At 39.4% G+C, this 19,003-nt stretch carries 16 protein-coding genes; 13 read left to right on the top strand and 3 right to left on the bottom strand.

The window, feature by feature from the left end; genetic code table 11:
• Positions 1-114 precede the first annotated feature (114 nt).
• From ACMZOO_RS00550 to ACMZOO_RS00540, 3 genes are all read left to right on the top strand, one after another.
• Positions 115-1,065, top strand: coding sequence for an acetylxylan esterase (locus ACMZOO_RS00550; RefSeq protein WP_016955988.1), 951 nt, complete (start codon positions 115-117; stop codon positions 1,063-1,065).
• Positions 1,066-1,083: 18 nt separating this feature from the next.
• On the top strand, positions 1,084-1,812 hold the full coding sequence (locus tag ACMZOO_RS00545) for an esterase family protein (protein WP_016955987.1): 729 nt from the start codon (positions 1,084-1,086) through the stop codon (positions 1,810-1,812).
• A gap of 69 nt (positions 1,813-1,881) precedes the next feature.
• Positions 1,882-2,757: a DUF3014 domain-containing protein gene (locus tag ACMZOO_RS00540; protein ID WP_440904730.1), complete on the top strand. Its 876-nt coding sequence runs from the start codon at positions 1,882-1,884 to the stop codon at positions 2,755-2,757.
• Between the two features lie 13 nt (positions 2,758-2,770).
• Here ACMZOO_RS00540 and ACMZOO_RS00535 read toward each other — a convergent pair whose 3' ends face one another.
• Both ACMZOO_RS00535 and ACMZOO_RS00530 read right to left on the bottom strand, forming a co-directional pair.
• Positions 2,771-3,568: a general secretion pathway protein GspB gene (locus ACMZOO_RS00535; RefSeq protein ID WP_440904729.1), complete on the bottom strand. Its 798-nt coding sequence runs from the start codon at positions 3,566-3,568 to the stop codon at positions 2,771-2,773.
• An 8-nt stretch (positions 3,569-3,576) separates the two neighbouring features.
• Positions 3,577-5,208, bottom strand: a complete 1,632-nt coding sequence (locus ACMZOO_RS00530; RefSeq protein WP_440904727.1) for an ExeA family protein — start codon at positions 5,206-5,208, stop codon at positions 3,577-3,579.
• Between the two features lie 71 nt (positions 5,209-5,279).
• Here ACMZOO_RS00530 and ACMZOO_RS00525 point away from each other — a divergent pair, with 71 nt between their 5' ends.
• The 10 genes from ACMZOO_RS00525 to hisIE all read left to right on the top strand — a co-directional run bounded on the left by ACMZOO_RS00525 (position 5,280) and on the right by hisIE (position 15,625).
• On the top strand, positions 5,280-6,503 hold the full coding sequence (locus tag ACMZOO_RS00525; RefSeq protein WP_440906319.1) for a multifunctional CCA addition/repair protein: 1,224 nt from the start codon (positions 5,280-5,282) through the stop codon (positions 6,501-6,503).
• A 74-nt stretch (positions 6,504-6,577) separates the two neighbouring features.
• Entirely contained in the window at positions 6,578-7,936 is a 1,359-nt protein-coding gene (locus ACMZOO_RS00520; RefSeq protein ID WP_440904725.1) for an ATP-binding protein, read from the top strand.
• A 297-nt stretch (positions 7,937-8,233) separates the two neighbouring features.
• Entirely contained in the window at positions 8,234-9,421 is a 1,188-nt protein-coding gene (locus ACMZOO_RS00515) for a hypothetical protein (RefSeq protein WP_016955981.1), read from the top strand.
• A 28-nt stretch (positions 9,422-9,449) separates the two neighbouring features.
• On the top strand, positions 9,450-10,751 hold the full coding sequence (gene hisD / locus ACMZOO_RS00510) for a histidinol dehydrogenase (RefSeq protein WP_440904723.1): 1,302 nt from the start codon (positions 9,450-9,452) through the stop codon (positions 10,749-10,751).
• 39 nt (positions 10,752-10,790) lie between these two features.
• Positions 10,791-11,852 carry a histidinol-phosphate transaminase gene (gene hisC, locus ACMZOO_RS00505; RefSeq protein WP_440904722.1) on the top strand — a complete coding sequence of 354 codons (1,062 nt, stop codon included), beginning with the start codon at positions 10,791-10,793 and terminating at the stop codon, positions 11,850-11,852.
• Positions 11,853-11,855: 3 nt separating this feature from the next.
• Entirely contained in the window at positions 11,856-12,926 is a 1,071-nt protein-coding gene (gene hisB, locus ACMZOO_RS00500) for a bifunctional histidinol-phosphatase/imidazoleglycerol-phosphate dehydratase HisB (protein WP_440904721.1), read from the top strand.
• Entirely contained in the window at positions 12,926-13,519 is a 594-nt protein-coding gene (gene hisH / locus ACMZOO_RS00495) for an imidazole glycerol phosphate synthase subunit HisH (RefSeq protein WP_440904719.1), read from the top strand. Before hisB ends, hisH begins: the two co-directional genes overlap by 1 nt.
• Positions 13,516-14,253 carry a 1-(5-phosphoribosyl)-5-[(5-phosphoribosylamino)methylideneamino]imidazole-4-carboxamide isomerase gene (gene hisA, locus ACMZOO_RS00490; RefSeq protein WP_440904718.1) on the top strand — a complete coding sequence of 246 codons (738 nt, stop codon included), beginning with the start codon at positions 13,516-13,518 and terminating at the stop codon, positions 14,251-14,253. Before hisH ends, hisA begins: the two co-directional genes overlap by 4 nt.
• On the top strand, positions 14,235-15,011 hold the full coding sequence (gene hisF, locus ACMZOO_RS00485; RefSeq protein ID WP_016955975.1) for an imidazole glycerol phosphate synthase subunit HisF: 777 nt from the start codon (positions 14,235-14,237) through the stop codon (positions 15,009-15,011). Before hisA ends, hisF begins: the two co-directional genes overlap by 19 nt.
• Complete coding sequence (gene hisIE / locus ACMZOO_RS00480) at positions 15,005-15,625, top strand: bifunctional phosphoribosyl-AMP cyclohydrolase/phosphoribosyl-ATP diphosphatase HisIE (RefSeq protein ID WP_440904716.1); 621 nt, start codon at positions 15,005-15,007, stop codon at positions 15,623-15,625. The genes hisF and hisIE overlap by 7 nt, the downstream gene beginning before the upstream one ends.
• A gap of 183 nt (positions 15,626-15,808) precedes the next feature.
• Here the strand turns inward: hisIE and ACMZOO_RS00475 are convergent, their stop codons facing one another.
• Positions 15,809-18,928: a TonB-dependent receptor gene (locus ACMZOO_RS00475; RefSeq protein WP_440904714.1), complete on the bottom strand. Its 3,120-nt coding sequence runs from the start codon at positions 18,926-18,928 to the stop codon at positions 15,809-15,811.
• Between the last annotated feature and the right edge of the window lie 75 nt (positions 18,929-19,003).

The raw sequence follows: 19,003 nt of genomic DNA, 5'->3' as shown, positions 1-19,003 counted from the left end.
CGTATAAAAACTAGGCAAAATCATTATTGCTCCTAGGTTTAAAGTTCAATTGGTGTTTTTTATCCCCTCATAGTGTGTTAGTTTTATTGAATAGTTGCGTTGCGGGAAAGTTTAATGCCACATTTCGATTTTGACCCTTCATATGGTTACACACTTGACCAACTGCTTAGGGTTAAATCACCAGAAACACCGGATGATTACGAATCATTCTGGCGGCACAAACTGAGTGAATCATTAAGTGTTGCGCCTCACCCTGAGTTAATTGACACTGGCATCACAAGAGACAATTTAAGAGTTTTTAAAATTGCTTTTCGTTCAACCGACAATGCAACTGTAAAAGGTTGGTTATGCTTACCAGCGTCAGGGGAAATTAAACGCGGTTTTGTTATTGGCCATGGTTATGGCGGACGCAGCGAGCCAGATTTTCATCTGCCTTTTAATCACGACAGTGCGTTGCTGTTTATATGTCATAGAGGCTTAAGTTTAAGTCATTATCCCGGCGTTTCTTCCCAACCACATTGGCACGTCTTGCATGATATAGATAAACCCAAACAATATATATTTCGAGGTTGTGTTGAAGATATTTGGACCTCAGTAAGTTGTTTACTTAGATTGTTTCCTCATCTTTCTGGCCATATAGGTTTATTAGGTATTAGTTTTTCCGGTGGAATTGGTGCGATGGCATTGGCGTGGGATTCACGCATCAAAAAAGCGCATTTTAACGTACCGAGTTTTGGTAATCACTTACTCAGACTGGCACTCAAAACAACAGGTAGTGGTGCAGCAGTGCAACTATATTGCCGCAAACATCCAGAAGCAGTTTTAACGACCTTGTCATATTACGATGCTGCAATAGCGGCGAGATACATAAATGTGCCTGTACATATTGCCGCCGCTCGTTTTGATCCTATGGTTGCGCCGCCTGGGCAGTTTGCGGTGTACAACGCACTAAATTGTGAAAAACAGCTATATGTTTTGACTGCGGGCCACTATGAGTATCCAGAACAACAGCAAGAATCTAGGCTGCTATTAAACGAGTTAAGTGAATTTTTTGCCGACATCTAGGCTTTAAAGGTAAGGGAAATGAATCGAGAGTACCATAAATGGTGGAGTAAAAACCTTGAGCGAGAAATGGAGTTGCTCGTGTTTGGTCACTCCGGCGAAAAGGTATTGGTATTCCCGACCCGAGGTGGACGTTTTTTTGAATATGAAGATTTACGCATGCCCGCACAAATCGAAGACAGAATTAATGCAGGTGAGTTACAGTTGTATTGTGTCGACGGTATTGACGGAGAATCTTTTTATTGTTTTTGGGCACATCCATCAGGGCGCATACAACGTTACCTTGCATATGAGCAATACATTCTAAAAGAAGTATTGCCTTTTATGAAAAAGAAAAATAAAAATCCGGTAACTATCTCACATGGTTGCAGCCTTGGTGCTTTTCACGCTGCAAATATTGCATTTAGGCATCCAAATAAGTTTAAAAAATTAGTTGCGTTCAGCGGTCGCTTCGATTTAACGTTAAATGTTGAATATTTTAAAGATTTGTTCGACGGTTATTATAGTGAAGAGGTTTATTTCAACACCCCCACTCACTTTCTACCGAATTTACAATGTAACAAAATTCTCAAGCAACTTAGGTCGATGGATATTACACTGGTAATAGGTGAAGAAGACCCGTTTTATCAAAACAACCGAGATTTAAGTGACATCTTGCGCAATCAAAATATTGAGCATAAGTTGTATGTGTGGGAAGAACGAGCGCATCGAGGGTATTACTGGCGCCGCATGGCGCCGCTTTATTTATAATTAAATTTGAACTTATACTGGTCTGTTTAGTTCTTACTTAATTGGAATCTGCATTTTAAGGGGGCAGTTATGTCTGAAGAAGCCAATACGAATTCATCAAATCCATTAATTTTAATTGGTGTCGGGGTTGCAGTGCTAGCAGTTGGCGTTGGCTACCTGCTATTTTCTGGTGACGAAGCTGAGCCAGTAAAACCAGAACCTATAGCTGTTGAAGCTCCTAAACCAACTTATACGCCGCCACCTCAGATAGAAAAGCCTAAACAAATTGAACCTGTTGTTCAGCAACCAGTAGTTAAAGCGCCAGAGCCTATGGATATACCTAAGCCTGAAGCTGCGAAACCACCGAAACCAGAATTACCCAGCCTAAATCAAAGTGATACTGTGGTTAAAGCTGATTTGTCGTCTGTGTATTCGGGTACTTCTGCGTCGCCTTTGTTTGTTAATCAAGATTTAATCCGTAAGTTTGTTGTGTTTGTTGATAACGCTGCTAAAGGCGACTTGATGCAAAAACATGCTCCAGTCACCGCGCCTTCAGAGCCGATGAAAGTTGTTGCTAGTGCAGACAATACCTATACGCTAGATGCAAGTTCGTTTAAACGTTACGACCCCTATGTATCGCTGTTAAGTATGGTTAGTACAGATACCTTGGTCGATAATTTGAAAAAATATCAACCTTTGATGGACGACGCCTACCAAGAGATTGGTTACAACGATCAAGCATTTGTCGACAAACTTATTGACGCAATTGATGTTGCGCTAGCAACACCAGTTATTGAAAAAGAAATTAAGTTAGTTGCACCTTCAGCTATGTATAAATATGCAGATCCTGAATTAGAAGCTTTATCAGATATTCAAAAGCTGTTGATTCGTATGGGACCTAAAAATCAGATGAAAGTGCAAGCACGTTTGGAGCAAATTCGCGCCGAATTGGTTAAAAACTACTGATTGATTTATCCAATTAGAAACGCCAGCTCGTAAGAGCTGGCAAACTAAAATTTTTGCCCTTGTAGGCTAAAATAACTTGCTGCGGTTTTATCTCTTTAACCACTAACCCAGTGGCCACCTCTTGTTCTTCCTTAACAATTTTACCATTGACCTTAACCCAGCGCTGTTTCGCTTCAGACGAATAAATATGTGTTTGAAAATCTAGCTCGGGAATACTTGCTTGAAATGATTCTGGGTAATTCACCAAAGGTTTAGTTTCAGCTGTAGCTTGCGGTATGACTAACTCTCCATCAGTGTTTTGTTCTTCACTCATGGTTTGTGCAACTGCTGCATTAAATTTAGCAAGTAACTTGGGGTCTATATCTAACGCTTGTGCTTGCGCATTTTCAATCGGCCTAATGCGTTTATCAATTTCTTGTGAAGGCGCGGCTGAAATGACTTGTTGCACTTGCTCGGTCTGCTCAACTTGTTCGACTCGGCTCGTTTCCTCAGCAACTTTTTCTGTTTGTTTCTGGCTCTTGGCTAAATTTATGTCACCCAATAAAACTGTATGTTCAACATCTTTTACCGGTAATTTTTTCTGTACAATTGGTTGGGCACTAACTTGTTGGGTGTTTTCTGGTTGTTTGTTTGTAGATAATCCCCAAGTTACAAGTGCAAAAGCGACTGAAGCTGCAACCAATACTGACGCATAACCCAGTTTAGTGCGATTTTGCATCGCCATTTCAGAGCTATCTTCATCCGCGTAAACTTGTGTCTCGTCTTGTCCTTGAGCTTGTTGTCGCTTCTGCGCTGCTAATAGTATCGACATCTTAGTTCCTAATAAATTCGAGCGACTCGGTTGAGCGTGTTTTGTTGAATTAAAGTTTGCAAGCTAATATCCGCTTTGCTTTTAATGGCCAAACCACTATTGATTTGCATCGCTTTTAGGTTGTTGACTAAAACCTCATCGAAAGATTCAGTTAAACGTCTCGGTTTATTTAGCAGTGCATTGAGTTGACTGTCCAACCACTGAATTTGTTTCAGTTCACTATCAGCGCTAATTACATCAACTTGGTCAATAAAGGGGGGCTGCCATATATACAAAGCTTGACCACGCCACATATTCTTTAACTCGGCAAAGCTCAGTTCAATACTCTGATTGTCAATTGTCAAAGTTAGCTGACTAGCTTGCCAATCACCTGCGTTTTTATTTGCAGCTGACAACACAGCATAACGGATACTCTGGTTTGGTAAATAAAGTTCAATAACAGCAGGAATATTCAAGCTTAATAATTGCTCAAACGAACCTTGCCAGTTCTGACAAGCGAGTTCAAATTTAGCGAAGCTTTGACAAGCGTTAGATATTTGCGCGGCGCCTTGGTTTTTATCTGTAACTAGCACATCTGTTGGCAATTGCCATAAGTTTGCCAAATTGCTAAATTGCTCTGGTAAAGTGCCTTGCAAACTGGCTAGTTTGTCGACTGCAGTTGGTTTAACCTGTTCAATCATTTGACTAGTCGATTGCTCATTTGGCTGTGCAGCTACCCCATGATTACTTAATTGTTGAAAAGTGAAAAATGCGGTGACTAAAACAACAATCGCAGCAATATACGCATAATCACGTTTTAACCAAGTTAATCCAGTAGCGGTTTTAACTTGCTCAAAATCTACAACCTCTTTAGCTGCAGCCAAAACAATAGGTTTATCAACTTTTAACTTATTTGCAGCATAAGCACCCATCAACGACCTATCACACAATAAATTTATGACACGCGGAATGCCTTTGCTTACTTGGTAAATAGCCGCGATGGCCGCTTTGGTAAACACCGCACAGTCACAACCAGCAACTTTCATTCTATGATTTATATAATAGGCTATTTGTGATTCGGTTAATGGTAATAAATGATATCTGGCGGTAATACGTTGGGCTAATTGACGCAGTTCTTGGCGTTTTAATAAAGCTTGTAATTCAGGTTGGCCAATTAAGATCACTTGCAGTAATTTTTGGGTATTTGTTTCTAAGTTAGTTAATAACCTTAACTGCTCTAATACTTCAGCTCTTAAGTGTTGCGCTTCATCAATAATTAACAAACACTTGTTATTTAATTCATGTTGCTGTTGTAAAAACAACTTGATTGCATCTGTTAGTGTTTTGATGCTGGCTTTGTCTGCATCATAACCTATCTTAAATTCATCACAAACAGTGGCCAATAACTCCCACTCTGTTAATGTTGGGTTTAGGATAAAAGCAATTTGGGTATTATCCGGGATTAGTGCTAACAAACAGCGGGAAACTGTAGTTTTGCCAGTTCCTACTTCACCAGTTAATAATACAAACCCGCCTGTTTCATTTAATCCAAATAATAAATGAGCTAACGCCTCTTTATGCCGTTCACTCATGTACAAGTATTCTGGATTAGGTGCAATTGAAAACGGAATTTCCTTGAGCCCAAAAAAAGCTTTATACATAATATCCCAATTAGTTTTAACGCAAGACGCGTTATAGTAGTGGTTGAATGGAAAAATTCCAAGAGGTGTTAATGCAAGTCTATTTAGTTGGTGGTGCGGTCAGAGACAAACTATTGTCTATTCCAGTCAAAGATAAAGACTGGGTAGTGGTTGGTGCAACGCCAGAGCAAATGCTTGAATTAGGTTACCAACAAGTTGGTAAAGATTTTCCGGTATTTCTCCACCCTAAAACAAAACAAGAATATGCATTAGCACGCACCGAACGAAAAACCTCTGCCGGTTATACAGGCTTTGAATGTAAGTTTGATTCAAGCATTACGTTAGAACAAGATCTTATTCGCCGTGATTTAACCATAAATGCGTTAGCTGAAGATCAAAACGGCCAAATCATAGATCCTTATGGCGGTCAACAAGACCTTAACAACAAAACCTTGCGGCATGTCTCTGCTGCTTTTAGTGAAGATCCTTTACGAGTTTTACGTGTAGCCCGTTTCGCTGCACGTTACCATAACTTAGGTTTTACTATTGCAGCTGAAACTTTAGCGCTCATGCGGTCTATGGTTGAAAGCGGTGAAATTAACCACTTACAAGCTGAGCGTGTTTGGTTAGAGACGGAAAAAGCGCTAACAACAAATGCGCCACAAGTTTATTTTCAAACATTACGTGATATAGGTGCACTTAAAGTATTATTTCCAGAATTAGATTGTTTATGGGGCATCCCTAATCCAGAAAAATGGCACCCAGAAATAGATACAGGTGTACATTGCATGATGGTTTTGCAGCAAGCGGCTAAATTGAGTGACTTAGCAGAAGTCAGATTTGCCGCGCTATGCCATGATTTAGGCAAAGGATTAACTCCACAAGAGTTATGGCCTCGGCATCACGGCCATGAAAAAGCAGGGGTCAAACTGGTCGAAGATATGTGTAAAAGGCTACGTATCCCCAACCACTATCGCGATCTAGCAAGCATTACTAGCGAGTTTCATTGCCATACGCATAAAGCGTTTGAGTTAAAACCAGTGACTTATTTAAAAATGTTTGACCGAACAGACTTGTGGCGAAAACCCGAGCGATTCAAACAGTTTTTATTATGCTGCTTGGCCGACTTTAAAGGACGTAAAGACTTTGAAACTAGGCAATATCCGCAATTTGAATTTGTCCAAAAAGTTGCTGATGCATGTTTACAAGTAACAGCAAAAGAGTTTATTGAGCAAGGTTTTAGCGGGTTGGGGATTAAACAACAGATATACGACAAACGTATAAATGTAATAAAAGCACTCAAAGCACAAATTTAGCTTACAGAAACTTGCGAGATCGCATAGACACTGTCTACACTGTAACATTATGTTAACTTATTAAGACAGCCTCTATGCCTTCATCAACGGTACTGATTTATTCGTTGATCATTGTATTTTTTCTGCTAATTAATTGGCTGTATTGGCTTGTGCGTATAAAACCATACAAGCAGTTCCGCAACTTGACTAAAGGTCTACTCAATACTCTCAAACAAAACCACGAACAAATCTGGTTACTTAATCTGCAAAACCAATGGTTATATTATTATGACCACAATACTTTAGAATTGAAAAAGGTTACTCAGCTAGATTGGGACAACGATAAACATCTAAAAATGTGGTTACACATAGACGATGTACAGCCAGTTAAACAAAAATTCAAACACTTCCTCAATGATAAATCCCTCGGCTTTTGTGCTGAGTTTCGTTTGATGATAGGTCAAGGTAAATTTCGTTGGGTTCAGCTGCGGGGGCAATGCCTCAGCGAAGATGCGCAAGATATCTATATGTATGGCCTGCTACAAAATATTGAAAAACTAGTGCATACAGAAACAGAATTAAAAAATAGTCAAACTGAGTTGGCTAAAACACAAAGTGAATTAGACCAAACCGCCAACTTAACCCATGATGCTTTAACCGAAGTGGCGCATTACCAAGAAGAGCTGTTGCAACATAGACAAATGGCCGACATAGCTGAGCGTGTGCCAGAATTTGCCCACGAGATTAATACACCTATAGGGATTTGTGTCACTGCAACAAGTCATTTAAAAGATGCAGTGGCGATACTCAATGATAAAATTGCCAATAATAAATTATCCAAGCAAGCGCTAGAAAAATATCAAAACGAAACAGACAATACACTGACGCTTATTTCAAGCAATATCGAGCGCGCAGCGGATTTAATTCAAAGTTTCAAACAAATAACTACAGATCAAACAAGCGAACAGCTTAGAGCATTTAAGTTAGTCACTTTGGTAAAAGATACCCTGAATACGCTACACCCAAAACTCAAGAAAACCCAACATACTATAGAAGTCGATATAGCAGACAATGTAGAAATGTTTTCCTACCCTGGCCCACTGAGCCAAGTATTTATTAATTTGATTAATAACAGCTTAACTCACGGGTTTAAGGATAAAACTGACGGGCGAATAAAAATAAGCATATTCAACTATACAGCTGAAGATAAACAAATTTTAATTCTATATTCAGATAACGGCTCAGGGGTTGAACAACAAAATTTAGATAAAATATTTACCCCCTATTACACAACCAACCGAGACAATGGCAATACAGGTCTTGGCATGTCAATTTGCAAAAGCATTGTTTGTGACAAATTAAAAGGCGAAATTATTGCCAACTCAGATAAAGGCTGTGGTTTTGAAATGTACATACGTATACCCACTGAATTAAAGAACAATTCTTCAACTTGATTTAACCGAGTTAATCAGTTACTTTAATCGCTATTATCAATTGCACTTTTTTAAGGCTAACATGTTATTTTTTAACCATTCATTACATGGACATCATCATTTAACTTAGCCTTTGGTGTAACCGAAGGCGCGAATTTGCCTTTCGGAACGGAAATATTACCCCCGGAAGGACACTTTCGGGGGTTTTTGCTTTTATAAGCCCGTAGAAATACCTTATAATTAGCCGCCCCAAAAATGAGCGCTTAAAATTAAGAGCAATTGCAAGTTTAATAAATTTACCCAAAAGGATACGCGCAGATGTCAATTTACGACGCTGTTATGGCTATACCAAGAAGTGGTCGTACTTTTGAAAATTTTATAAAAAAAATCGGTACTCAAGCGACCGGTTTAGTCGCCCCAAACGAATTGATTAGTGCGGTTAAAGGCGGCAAAAAGCGCAAAGATCCGAACTACGCGCAAGCAAAAACATATTTAGACGAGTTGCAAGGTCAACAAATAGCCAATCACTTAGGTTTGTTTATTGACCGTAAACGCGAAGAAAGACCTTACCGTGTTGGTTTTTTAGGCGCAGACATTCAAATGAGTGGTCTAAATGTACGAATTGAAGGTGATGAACCACACAACTGTTCTTCTCTTGTTGGTTTAGGTGAAGCCGATATTGCGGTAGCTGGTTTAGATGAATTGTTGGCAGTCACGCACAATTCGCTTAATGCTTCTGCAACTAAATGGGGAATGTATAACTACAACCTCAAAAAAGAGCATAAGGTGCGAATTGCCGGCTCTGCAATGTTAACTCGGTATAACGATGTAGTTTCGCGCGACGTGCAGGATATGGTTGGCTTTTTCTTAATTGCTAAACAAAGACCAAAAGACGATCTTGGCACAGGATATCCAAAAGACTATTTACAGCACTTAGAACACCACAAAAACCGCGTGTTTGTAAAAGGTCGTTACGCTGAAAAAGTACATAAGTCTTATCCAAAATTAAATATTGAACCTGTACATGACGTTGAAGATGCAGTAAACGACAGCAACACCGGTGATGTTGGTTTAGAAATAGTACAAACAGGCTCAACCCTGCGCAGAAAGAATTTAGTTTTATTAGGTGCACCACTGTTTTTGTCGGAAAGTTTGTATGTGGTTGACTACTACAAATACAACAAAAAAAGTGATGAAGGTTTAATTCAACTTCTCGATGAATTGAATCCGGTTGGCTACTTTGAGCAAGAACGTTTATTACAATTTGCTTATTGGTATCACGCACTACAAGAAAATTTGGGTGATAACTGGATAAACAAACCAGATATTTTAGATATTTTCTGTAGCCAACAAGATGCATTACGCGGTTTACGTCCATACAGTTTAAAAACTCGATATTGGACACCGTCAGACAGCTATAAGCGTGATGACGCATTTAGATTTGTAGAAAATTCACTGGCTGAATTGCAAGAAGTTTACAATCAAGTATTAAATGGCCGCGTATAATACGCGGTTATATTTTCGGAGTTAGAGCATGAAAACCTTAGTTTGGAACGAATTAAGCCCACAAGAGCAACAACAAGTGTTAGCACGCCCAGCATTGGGTGACAGTGCAAAATTAAAAACACTTGTGCATGATATTATTGCTCAGGTTCGTGAACATGGTGATCAAGCTCTATTTGATTTAACCGAAAAATTTGATGGTTTAAAGCTAACTTCATTGCGTGTTTCGCAAACTGATATTGATGCATCAGAAGGTGAATTATCAGCGGAAGTAAAAAGTGCTATTGAATTAGCTCATCAGCAAATTCACAAATTTCACGTAGCGCAAAAAGCTCAAGTTATTAAAGTAGAAACTACCCCAGGTGTGGTATGTGAACTACATACACAACCTATAGAAGCTGTTGGTTTATATATTCCTGGTGGTACAGCGCCCTTGCCTTCTACCGTTTTAATGTTGGCAACACCTGCACGTATCGCAGGTTGTAAACGATTGGTACTTGCAACCCCACCGGGTAAAGACGGCAAAGTAAAAGCTGAAATTCGTTATGCTGCCAAAATCTGTGGTGTCGACGAGTTATATTTAGCAGGTGGCGCACAAGCAATTGCAGCTCTTGCCTATGGCACAGAAAGCATCAAAAAAGTGAACAAAATATTTGGCCCTGGCAATAGTTTTGTAACCGAAGCAAAACAGCAAGTTAGCCAAGATCACTTAGGCGCAGCAATTGATATGCCGGCTGGCCCTAGTGAAGTTTTAGTTATCGCTGACGGTAGTGCAAACCCAGAATTTGTCGCGGCTGATTTATTATCACAAGCTGAACACGGTAAAGACTCTCAAGTTATTTTAGTGACTAGCTGTGAAAACATGGCAAAAGCTTGTGAAAAAGCCGTATTTAAACAATTGGCTGTATTACCGCGTGAAGAAATTGCTGCAGCAGCGTTATCGCACAGCCGCACTATAGTGACAGATTCGCTTGAGCAATCTATTCAAGTGAGCAATGAATACGCGCCAGAGCATTTAATTGTGCAAACAAAAGATCCAAGAGGAATTTTGCCGCAATTAGAGAATGCGGGTTCAATTTTCTTAGGTGCGTTTTCACCAGAATCTGCAGGCGATTATGCGAGTGGCACCAATCATGTTTTACCAACTTATGGTTATACCAAAACATACAGCAGTTTAAGTTTGGCTGATTTTAGTAAACGCTACACAGTGCAAGAATTAACAGCACAAGGTATTCAAGCAATAGGCCCAGCCATTATGGCACTCGCCGAAGCGGAAAGCCTTGATGCGCATAAAAACGCCGTGGCGGTTCGACTAGAAGCATTAAAACAATAAGCCAAACAAGACGAAATTAATTGATAAGTGAATAAATAAATGAGCTTAGCGGAAAAACTTACAAGACAAAATATTCAAAAGTTGGTGCCATATGCATCAGCACGTCGCAGTATGTCAGGTGGTAATATTTGGTTAAATGCCAACGAATCTCCATATGCAAACGAGTATGAATTAGACTGTTCGGTATTAAACAGATACCCAGACTTTCAGCCAAAAAGTTTAATTAATGGTTATGCAAACTATGCTGGTGTCAAACCGACCCAAGTATTGGCAAGCCGTGGTGCTGATGAAGGCATAGAATTATTAATACGTACCTTTTGTGAAGACCAAGAGCAAATTTTAATTTGCCCACCAACTTATGGCATGTATTCAATTAGCGCACAAACTTGCAATATTGATTGCAAAAAAGTGCCAACTAATGCGGATTTTTCACTAGATATTGAAGCAATAAAAGCCGCAAAAGATAACGTAAAAGTTGTGTTTATTTGCTCCCCAAATAATCCAACTGGAACATTAGTTTCGCATCAACAAATTGAGCAAGTATTAGAGATATTTAAAGGCCAAGCCATAGTTGCAGTTGACGAAGCTTATATTGAATACGCAATGGAAACTTCAGTTGTGTCTTGGATTGAAAAATACGACAACCTAGCCATATTACGCACCATGTCAAAAGCATTTGGTTTAGCTGGTTTACGCTGTGGTTTCACTCTAGCCAATGAAAATATCATTCAAGCTATGAGTAAAGTTATTGCGCCTTATCCAGTTAGCTGGCCAGTTGCACAAATTGCCACACAGGCATTATCTGAAGCTGGTCTTGCGCGTATGCAGCAACAAAAAGCAGATGTACTGGTACAAAAGCAGCGCATTGTTGATGCATTAGCAAGCTATGATTATGTATACGAGCAAATAGAAAGCCACTCTAATTTTATTATGTTCCGTACTGAGCATAAAAAAGCATTATTTGATACCCTAGTACAAGCAGGTATTTTAATTCGCGATTATTCAAGTCAAATTTTATTAGATAATAGCTTACGTATTTCTGTCGGTTCTAAAGAAGAAACCGACGCATTATTAGCTGTTATGGATGAATTTAAAGGTTAAACAATGAGCAAACAACGCATTTTATTTATCGACCGTGACGGTACTTTAGTCACTGAGCCACCAGTAGATTATCAATTAGACTCATTGGAAAAACTCGTTTTTGAAAAAAACGTGGTACCTGCTTTGTTAACGTTGCAAGCTCATGGCTACCGTTTGGTTATGGTAACGAATCAAGATGGTTTAGGCACAGACAGCTTCCCGCAAGCTGATTTTGATGCACCACATGAAAAAATGATGCAAGTGTTTACCTCACAAGGTATTAAATTTGACGACGTTTTAATTTGTCCTCACTTCCCGGGTGATGACTGTAGCTGCCGCAAACCTAAATTAGGTTTAGTTGCTGATTACTTGCAACAAGGTAAAGTCGATTTCACTGATTCTTATGTTATTGGCGATCGTGAAACAGATATGCAATTAGCAGCAAACATGGGTATTCGTGGTTTCCAATACGGCCAACCTGGCATTGATTGGGATCACATAGTTGAAACTTTAACAGTTAAAGCCCGTACAGCTACTATTGAGCGCAATACCAGTGAAACACAAATTAAAGTAAGTGTTAATTTAGACAAACAACAAAAAGCAGATATTCAAACTGGTGTTGGCTTTTTTGACCACATGTTAGATCAAATCTCAACACATGGTGGTTTTTATATGAATATTGCTGTGAATGGTGATTTACATATAGACGACCATCACTCGGTTGAAGACACAGCGCTTGCACTCGGGTTGGCTTTAAAACAAGCATTGGGCACAAAACGTGGTATTGGTCGTTTTGGTTTTAGCTTGCCAATGGATGAATGTTTGGCTCAATGTGTGTTAGATATTTCTGGCCGCCCTTTTTGTAAATTTGATGCAGAATTTACTCATTCTAAAGTTGGCGAATTAGGTACAGAAATGGTACCTCACTTTTTCCGTTCATTAGCAGATAGCATGGGGATTACTTTACACTTATCAACTGATGGCGATAACGATCATCACAAAGTGGAAAGCCTATTCAAAGTATTTGGCCGCGCGCTTCGCCAAGCTATTCGTATTGAAGGTACAGAATTACCAAGCAGTAAAGGTGTGTTGTAATGAATGTAGTAATCATAGATACTTCATGTGCAAACCTTTCATCGCTTAAATTTGGTGTTGAAAGATTAGGTTACAAAGTTGCAGTAACCGACAACGCAGAACAAATTAAAAACGCCGATAAGGTATTTTTACCTGGCGTTGGAGCAGCTGGCGCTGCAATGCGAATTATTAAAGAAAAAGGCATACCTGAAATAGTACAAGGTTTACAACAACCTGTTTTAGGTATTTGTTTAGGCATGCAATTAATGACTGAACATTCAGCCGAAGGCAACGTGGATTGCTTAGGATTAATCCCTGGTAATGTTAGACCGATCAAAGCCGATTGTCTACGCTTACCTCACATGGGTTGGAACACCCTAACGGAAATAAAAGATTCCCCATTATTTGAAGGCATTAGCCAACAAGATTACTTTTATTTTGTGCATAGTTTATGTGTGGCACCTTCAGAATACACGCTGGCGACCTGTGATTATGGTCAAACCTTTTCTGCCAGCATTCACCACAAGAATTTTTACGGCGTGCAATTTCACCCTGAACGCTCAGGCAAATCAGGCGCTCGCGTAATACAAAACTTTTTGGAGATGAAAGCATGATCATCCCTGCAATAGACTTAATCGACGGTAAAGTCGTTCGCTTATATCAAGGCGATTACAACCAAAAAACTGAATATAAATTAGACCCAATTGAAGTATTAACCACTTACGCTAAAGGTGGCGCAAAATGGTTACACATAGTTGATTTAACTGGCGCAAAAGATACGGATAAACGCCAAATTGAATTAATTAAAGCTATGGTTGATACAGGTTTAATGCGTTTCCAAGCTGGCGGCGGCATTCGCCGTAAACGTGATGTTGAACAATTATTAGAAGCTGGCGTAGAGCGCGTTGTTATCGGTTCACTTGCGGTTAAACAACCTGAGCTAGTTAAAAGCTGGATCGATACTTATGGCCCTAACGCAATTGTTTTGGCATTAGACATTAACATTGATGCTGATGGCAATAAATGTATCGCAACTCATGGCTGGCAAGAAAACTCAGGTGTTAAACTTGAAGATTTACTAGAAGATTACAAATCTGTTGGTGTTAAACACGTATTGTGTACTGACATCAGCAAAGACGGTACATTAGCTGGTTCAAACGTTGATTTATATGCAGAAGTTGTTAAACAATTCCCGCATATTCATTGGCAAGCATCTGGTGGCATTGGTCAGTTAGACGACATTAAAGCATTAAAACCAACTAAAGTAAGCGGCGTTATTTTAGGTCGTTCTTTATTAGAAGGTAAATTCACCATCGAGGAGGCAATCCAATGCTGGCAAGGCGCATAATCCCTTGTTTGGATGTTAGAGATGGCAAAGTGGTTAAAGGGGTTAAATTCCGTAACCACGAAATTATTGGCGACATAGTCCCATTAGCTGAAAAGTACGCTGAAATGGGCGCTGATGAATTAGTGTTTTACGATATTACAGCCTCTAGCGATAGCCGCGTTGTTGATAAAGCTTGGGTTTCGCGTATCGCTGAACAAATTGACATTCCATTTTGTGTCGCTGGTGGGATTAAAACAGTTGAAGATGCACGCATTATTTTAGAAATGGGTGCAGACAAAATTTCAATTAACTCCCCTGCTCTGGCAAATCCACAGTTGATCACTGAATTAAATGAAAGATTCGGTCAACAATGTGTCGTAGTTGGAATCGACTCTTATTACAACAAAGAGCATAACCAATACGAAGTTTATCAATTTACCGGTGATGAAAAACGTACTCAAAAAACCAGCTGGACAACATTCGACTGGATTAAAAAAGTGCAAGAAATGGGCGCAGGCGAAATTGTTTTAAACTGTATGAACCAAGACGGTGTTCGTCAAGGTTATGACATTGAACAATTAAAACTTGCACGTGAAGTATGTAATGTACCTTTAATTGCATCTGGTGGTGCAGGCGCAATTGAACACTTTACTGATGTGTTTAAATTGGCCGACGTAGACGGTGCATTAGCTGCAAGTGTATTCCACAAAGCAGTTATCGCAATGGACGAGTTAAAACAAACCCTAATTAATGAAAAAGTGGAGATAAGACCTTGTTAGTAACGGCAGACAATATTCAACAACTCGCTTGGGACAAAGCCGAAAGCGGTTTATTGCCGTTAATTGTACAAAACGCTTACTCTGGCAAAATTTTAATGCAAGGTTTTGTAAACCAAGACGCGTTAAATAAAACTTTTGAAACTGGTTTTGTAACTTTATATAGCCGCAGCAAACAGCGTTTGTGGACCAAAGGTGAAGTTTCTGGTCATACGTTAAACTTAGTTGAATTATCAGTTGATTGCGATAACGACAGCTTAATTGCCTTAGCTAAGCCAAATGGCCCAACTTGCCACACAGGTACTGAAACTTGTTGGGATGGCAAAGCCCAACCACAAATCGCATTTTTAGCAGATTTAGAACAAGTGATTGCTAGCCGTAAAGGTGCAGAGCCTGATTCAAGCTACACTGCCCGCTTATACGCAAAAGGCGTAAAGCGCATTGCGCAAAAAGTAGGTGAAGAAGGTGTTGAATGTGCGTTAGCAGCAACTGCTGGTGATAAAGAAGAATTAATTTGTGAATCAGCTGATTTGTTATATCACTTAACTGTGTTGCTACAATCAATGGATTTAGAAATGAATGACGTAATTAATAAACTTAAAGAACGTCATAAGTAATAAACAATTAATTTATTCACTGATTTACTTCAGCATCACAAACTTAATTAGTTTATAAAAATAAAGCCTTGGGTTTAAAACCTAAGGCTTTTTTATTTGTGACAGGTAACATTAACGTCATCAAAAAAAAAGCGGATTACCTAAGCAATCCACTTCTGATATACAAATAACAAGTGCTAAATATTAGAACTTATAACTTACACCCGCTGTAATACGACGATCAGCTAAACCTTGAAAACACAATAATGCACCTTCATTAACACAAGATTGTTGAATTTCAGATTTAGTTAAGTTTACAGCTTCGATACCTAGGTTTAGGTTTTCGTTCACATCGTAAGACACACTCGCGTTAACCTGACCACGATCGTGAGTGTATACAGGGAAACCTAAAGTTGAATTACGCGATGCACCTGCGGCAGTATCATCGGTACGGAAAGCTTCACGCCATGTATAACGGACACGAGCAGACAAACCATTTTTCTCATAATATGCGGTAAGGTTATAAGCATTTTCCGAGAAATCTAACAGGCCTTGAACAGCTGTAACTTTAGTAAATTGTTCTTGATCATATACTCCGTTAATTGCATTGAATATGTCAGTACCACGAGTAGCAGATTCATTTTCAACAGAACCTCCTTTATACTCTTGAATTGTATAGTTAGCTTGAATACCAAAACCTGATGCCCAACCTAACTCACTTTCAAAGGCAGATAAATCATATTGGAACGCCATTTCAAAACCAGTTTGTGTAACTGTTGCAGGGTCATTTAATGAAGTCTCTATGTCCACACACAAACCAACCGTGTTTGGGTCACCTAAAATATTAGGTTGTACTAGTGGATTGTATACACCACCACTTGGACAGTTTGGATCATTTTCACGCCAGTCTTGGCCATTGCCATTTGGGAAGGTTGGTGCACTTTCAGTTCCAGTTACCCATAAATTACTAATGTCCTTTGTAAAGTACCCTAAACTTACTACAGCAGCTTCAGCAAAATACCACTCCACAGAGATATCTTTCGTCGTAGCTTCTTGCGGCAACAAGCCTGGATTACCTATAGCAACAGACGCGTTTTCGTTGGTACCAAATGATGTAGATGTGTCCATGTTACCAAAATCTGGACGAGCAATATCTTTGCCCCATGCAGCACGCACTATTAGGTCGTCGGTCACTTCTGCAATTAAGTTAAGTCTTGGCAAAGTAAAGCTATAGTCGTCGCTAAATACTAACGCAACAGTTTCACCATCAATTTCCGTATAACCAGTAGAAGTTATATCACTTTTAACATGACGAACACCAAAATTACCTCTCAACATCTCATATGAGAAATTTGCTTGTGCATATAACGCTGTCGTTTTTTCCTCTACAGAGAAGCCTGTGACAGTTTCAAAATCAGCATTTAAATAATCAAGATCGTTTGAAAATGAAATCCCTAATTCTTCCATTTCTGTTCTATGCGTTTCCATCGCACTATACAACTCACCCATTACAAGCTCAGGACTGTTAAATGCTAGCTCTGGATCAACAATTAAATAATTGCGAACTGCTAGCTCACGTCCATCTGCATCACCAAAGTTATCAGGTCCAGCAACCAAGATATCACTAAATAAATCGCCACTTGGACTATCCATCATCTTGCTAAATCCGCCGACACGATCTGATAAGCCAACTGATTCATGTTTAGCAATGTTATAACGCAGACCAGCTTCAATAGAGCTGACAAAACCACTGTCTAAATAGTAGGTTGTATCAACACGGAATGCATCGTCTGAATTTTTTGTATATCCCAAACTATAATCAACTTGGTCTAGAACGACATTTGCAGGGTCTAGTAGTTGTTCTACTGTCGGTGCAAAAGCTGAATCAAAGTTAATACCCCAACTTAATTTATCGCCAGTCAGATCGTATGCAAATGGTACTGCATTATCATTACTACTATCCTTAGTATAGTTCCCATTAGCGTCTAATTTATCAACTGGTGTGTTAGGATTAGGGTTTATAAAATTCAATTGTGTATCTAATTTAGGTGTTGTAGTTTTTGAGCTAGCACTTGATATTTCAGCTGTAACTTTAAAATTACTCGTAAGCTGCCACTGCCCACCTAATCTGAATAGATCTGTATCTGTTACACGTGCGCCAGTATCACTGTTAAAACGCAAGTTAGGATCATCGTCGTCTTTCGCTAAATCAGGTTCAATTACCCCTTTAGTCGCAACTTGAATACTGCCAAGTTCAATTCCACCAAGCTTACCAAAATTAACTGTTTCAAAAGCCGATGGTACGCTTTGGTTAAGTAAAACACTTACGCCCGAAGCTTGTACTCGGGTGCTTTCTTGACGAACTTCCTGGCGAGTTAATACAGTATCGAAGAAAAATTTGAGGTCATCGTTTGGTGCAAACTCAAAAGACGCCGCAACATTTTTGGTATCGTATTCAAAGTTTTCGGTTTCTTGATTTAAAAACTGTATACCGACAAAATCAAAGTCTTGAGCTGCTGGTCGGTCAGTTGCAGGATCTTGCCAGCCTGTCGCAACTTTACTCTCATTACCATTTGCATCAGTTACAGTTTCCCATTCGTTTGCAACTTGAGCATTTTTATTCGCGACTAAACCACCGTCACGGTCAACGCGTGGGCGGAACGACGTTGCTTCTTGTTTTGAGTAGCTTGCACTAACAACAAAACCAAAACGACCCTGGCTACTTTCCCAATTGTTACCAAAAGCACCAGAAATACGCGGCATGATACCGTCAGTTGTTAAACTACTGTCTTCACCTTGAACACGTACAGTCGCTAAAGTATCAGATAATTGTAGCGGACGAATTGTCTTAAGATTAACTGTACCACCTAAAGAGCCCTCTGTGTGTTTAGCTGTAGGTGCTTTAACGACCTCAACACCAGCAATAATGCCAGCAGCCAAATCTTCAAACTTCATACCGGTACGGCCATCACCTGTACCAACTGTCTGCATACCATTAACTTGCACCACATTGTGGGTATTACCACGAATTTGTACACCCGTACCAACACCTGCAGTACGAGTAATTTGAATCCCTGTTATATTTTCTAATACTTCTGCTAGATTTTGATCGGGCAATTTACCAATATCTTCCGACTGAATAACTTCAATTAAAGCGTTCGAATCACGCTTTTGATTTAACGCACTGGTTAATGACGCTCGAATACCTTGAACCTGAATGACTTCAGTATCTTCAGTTTCTTGTGCTGCGTATGCATTAGCAACCATGCTTAATGCACCTGCGGAAATAACTGAACAAGCAACTTTTGATAATTTAAATTGCATTTGTATAACCCCTTGTTACATATCTTATGTTGGTTAGACCATGTGTATGATTTTGTTTAACACCAAAATAACAGG

Source organism: Catenovulum sp. SX2 (assembly GCF_052056295.1).
In the GTDB taxonomy this organism is placed as follows: Bacteria; Pseudomonadota; Gammaproteobacteria; order Enterobacterales; family Alteromonadaceae; genus Catenovulum.
The sequence above is the reverse complement of the archived record's forward strand: the minus strand, read 5'-3'. Positions and strand labels throughout refer to the sequence as shown.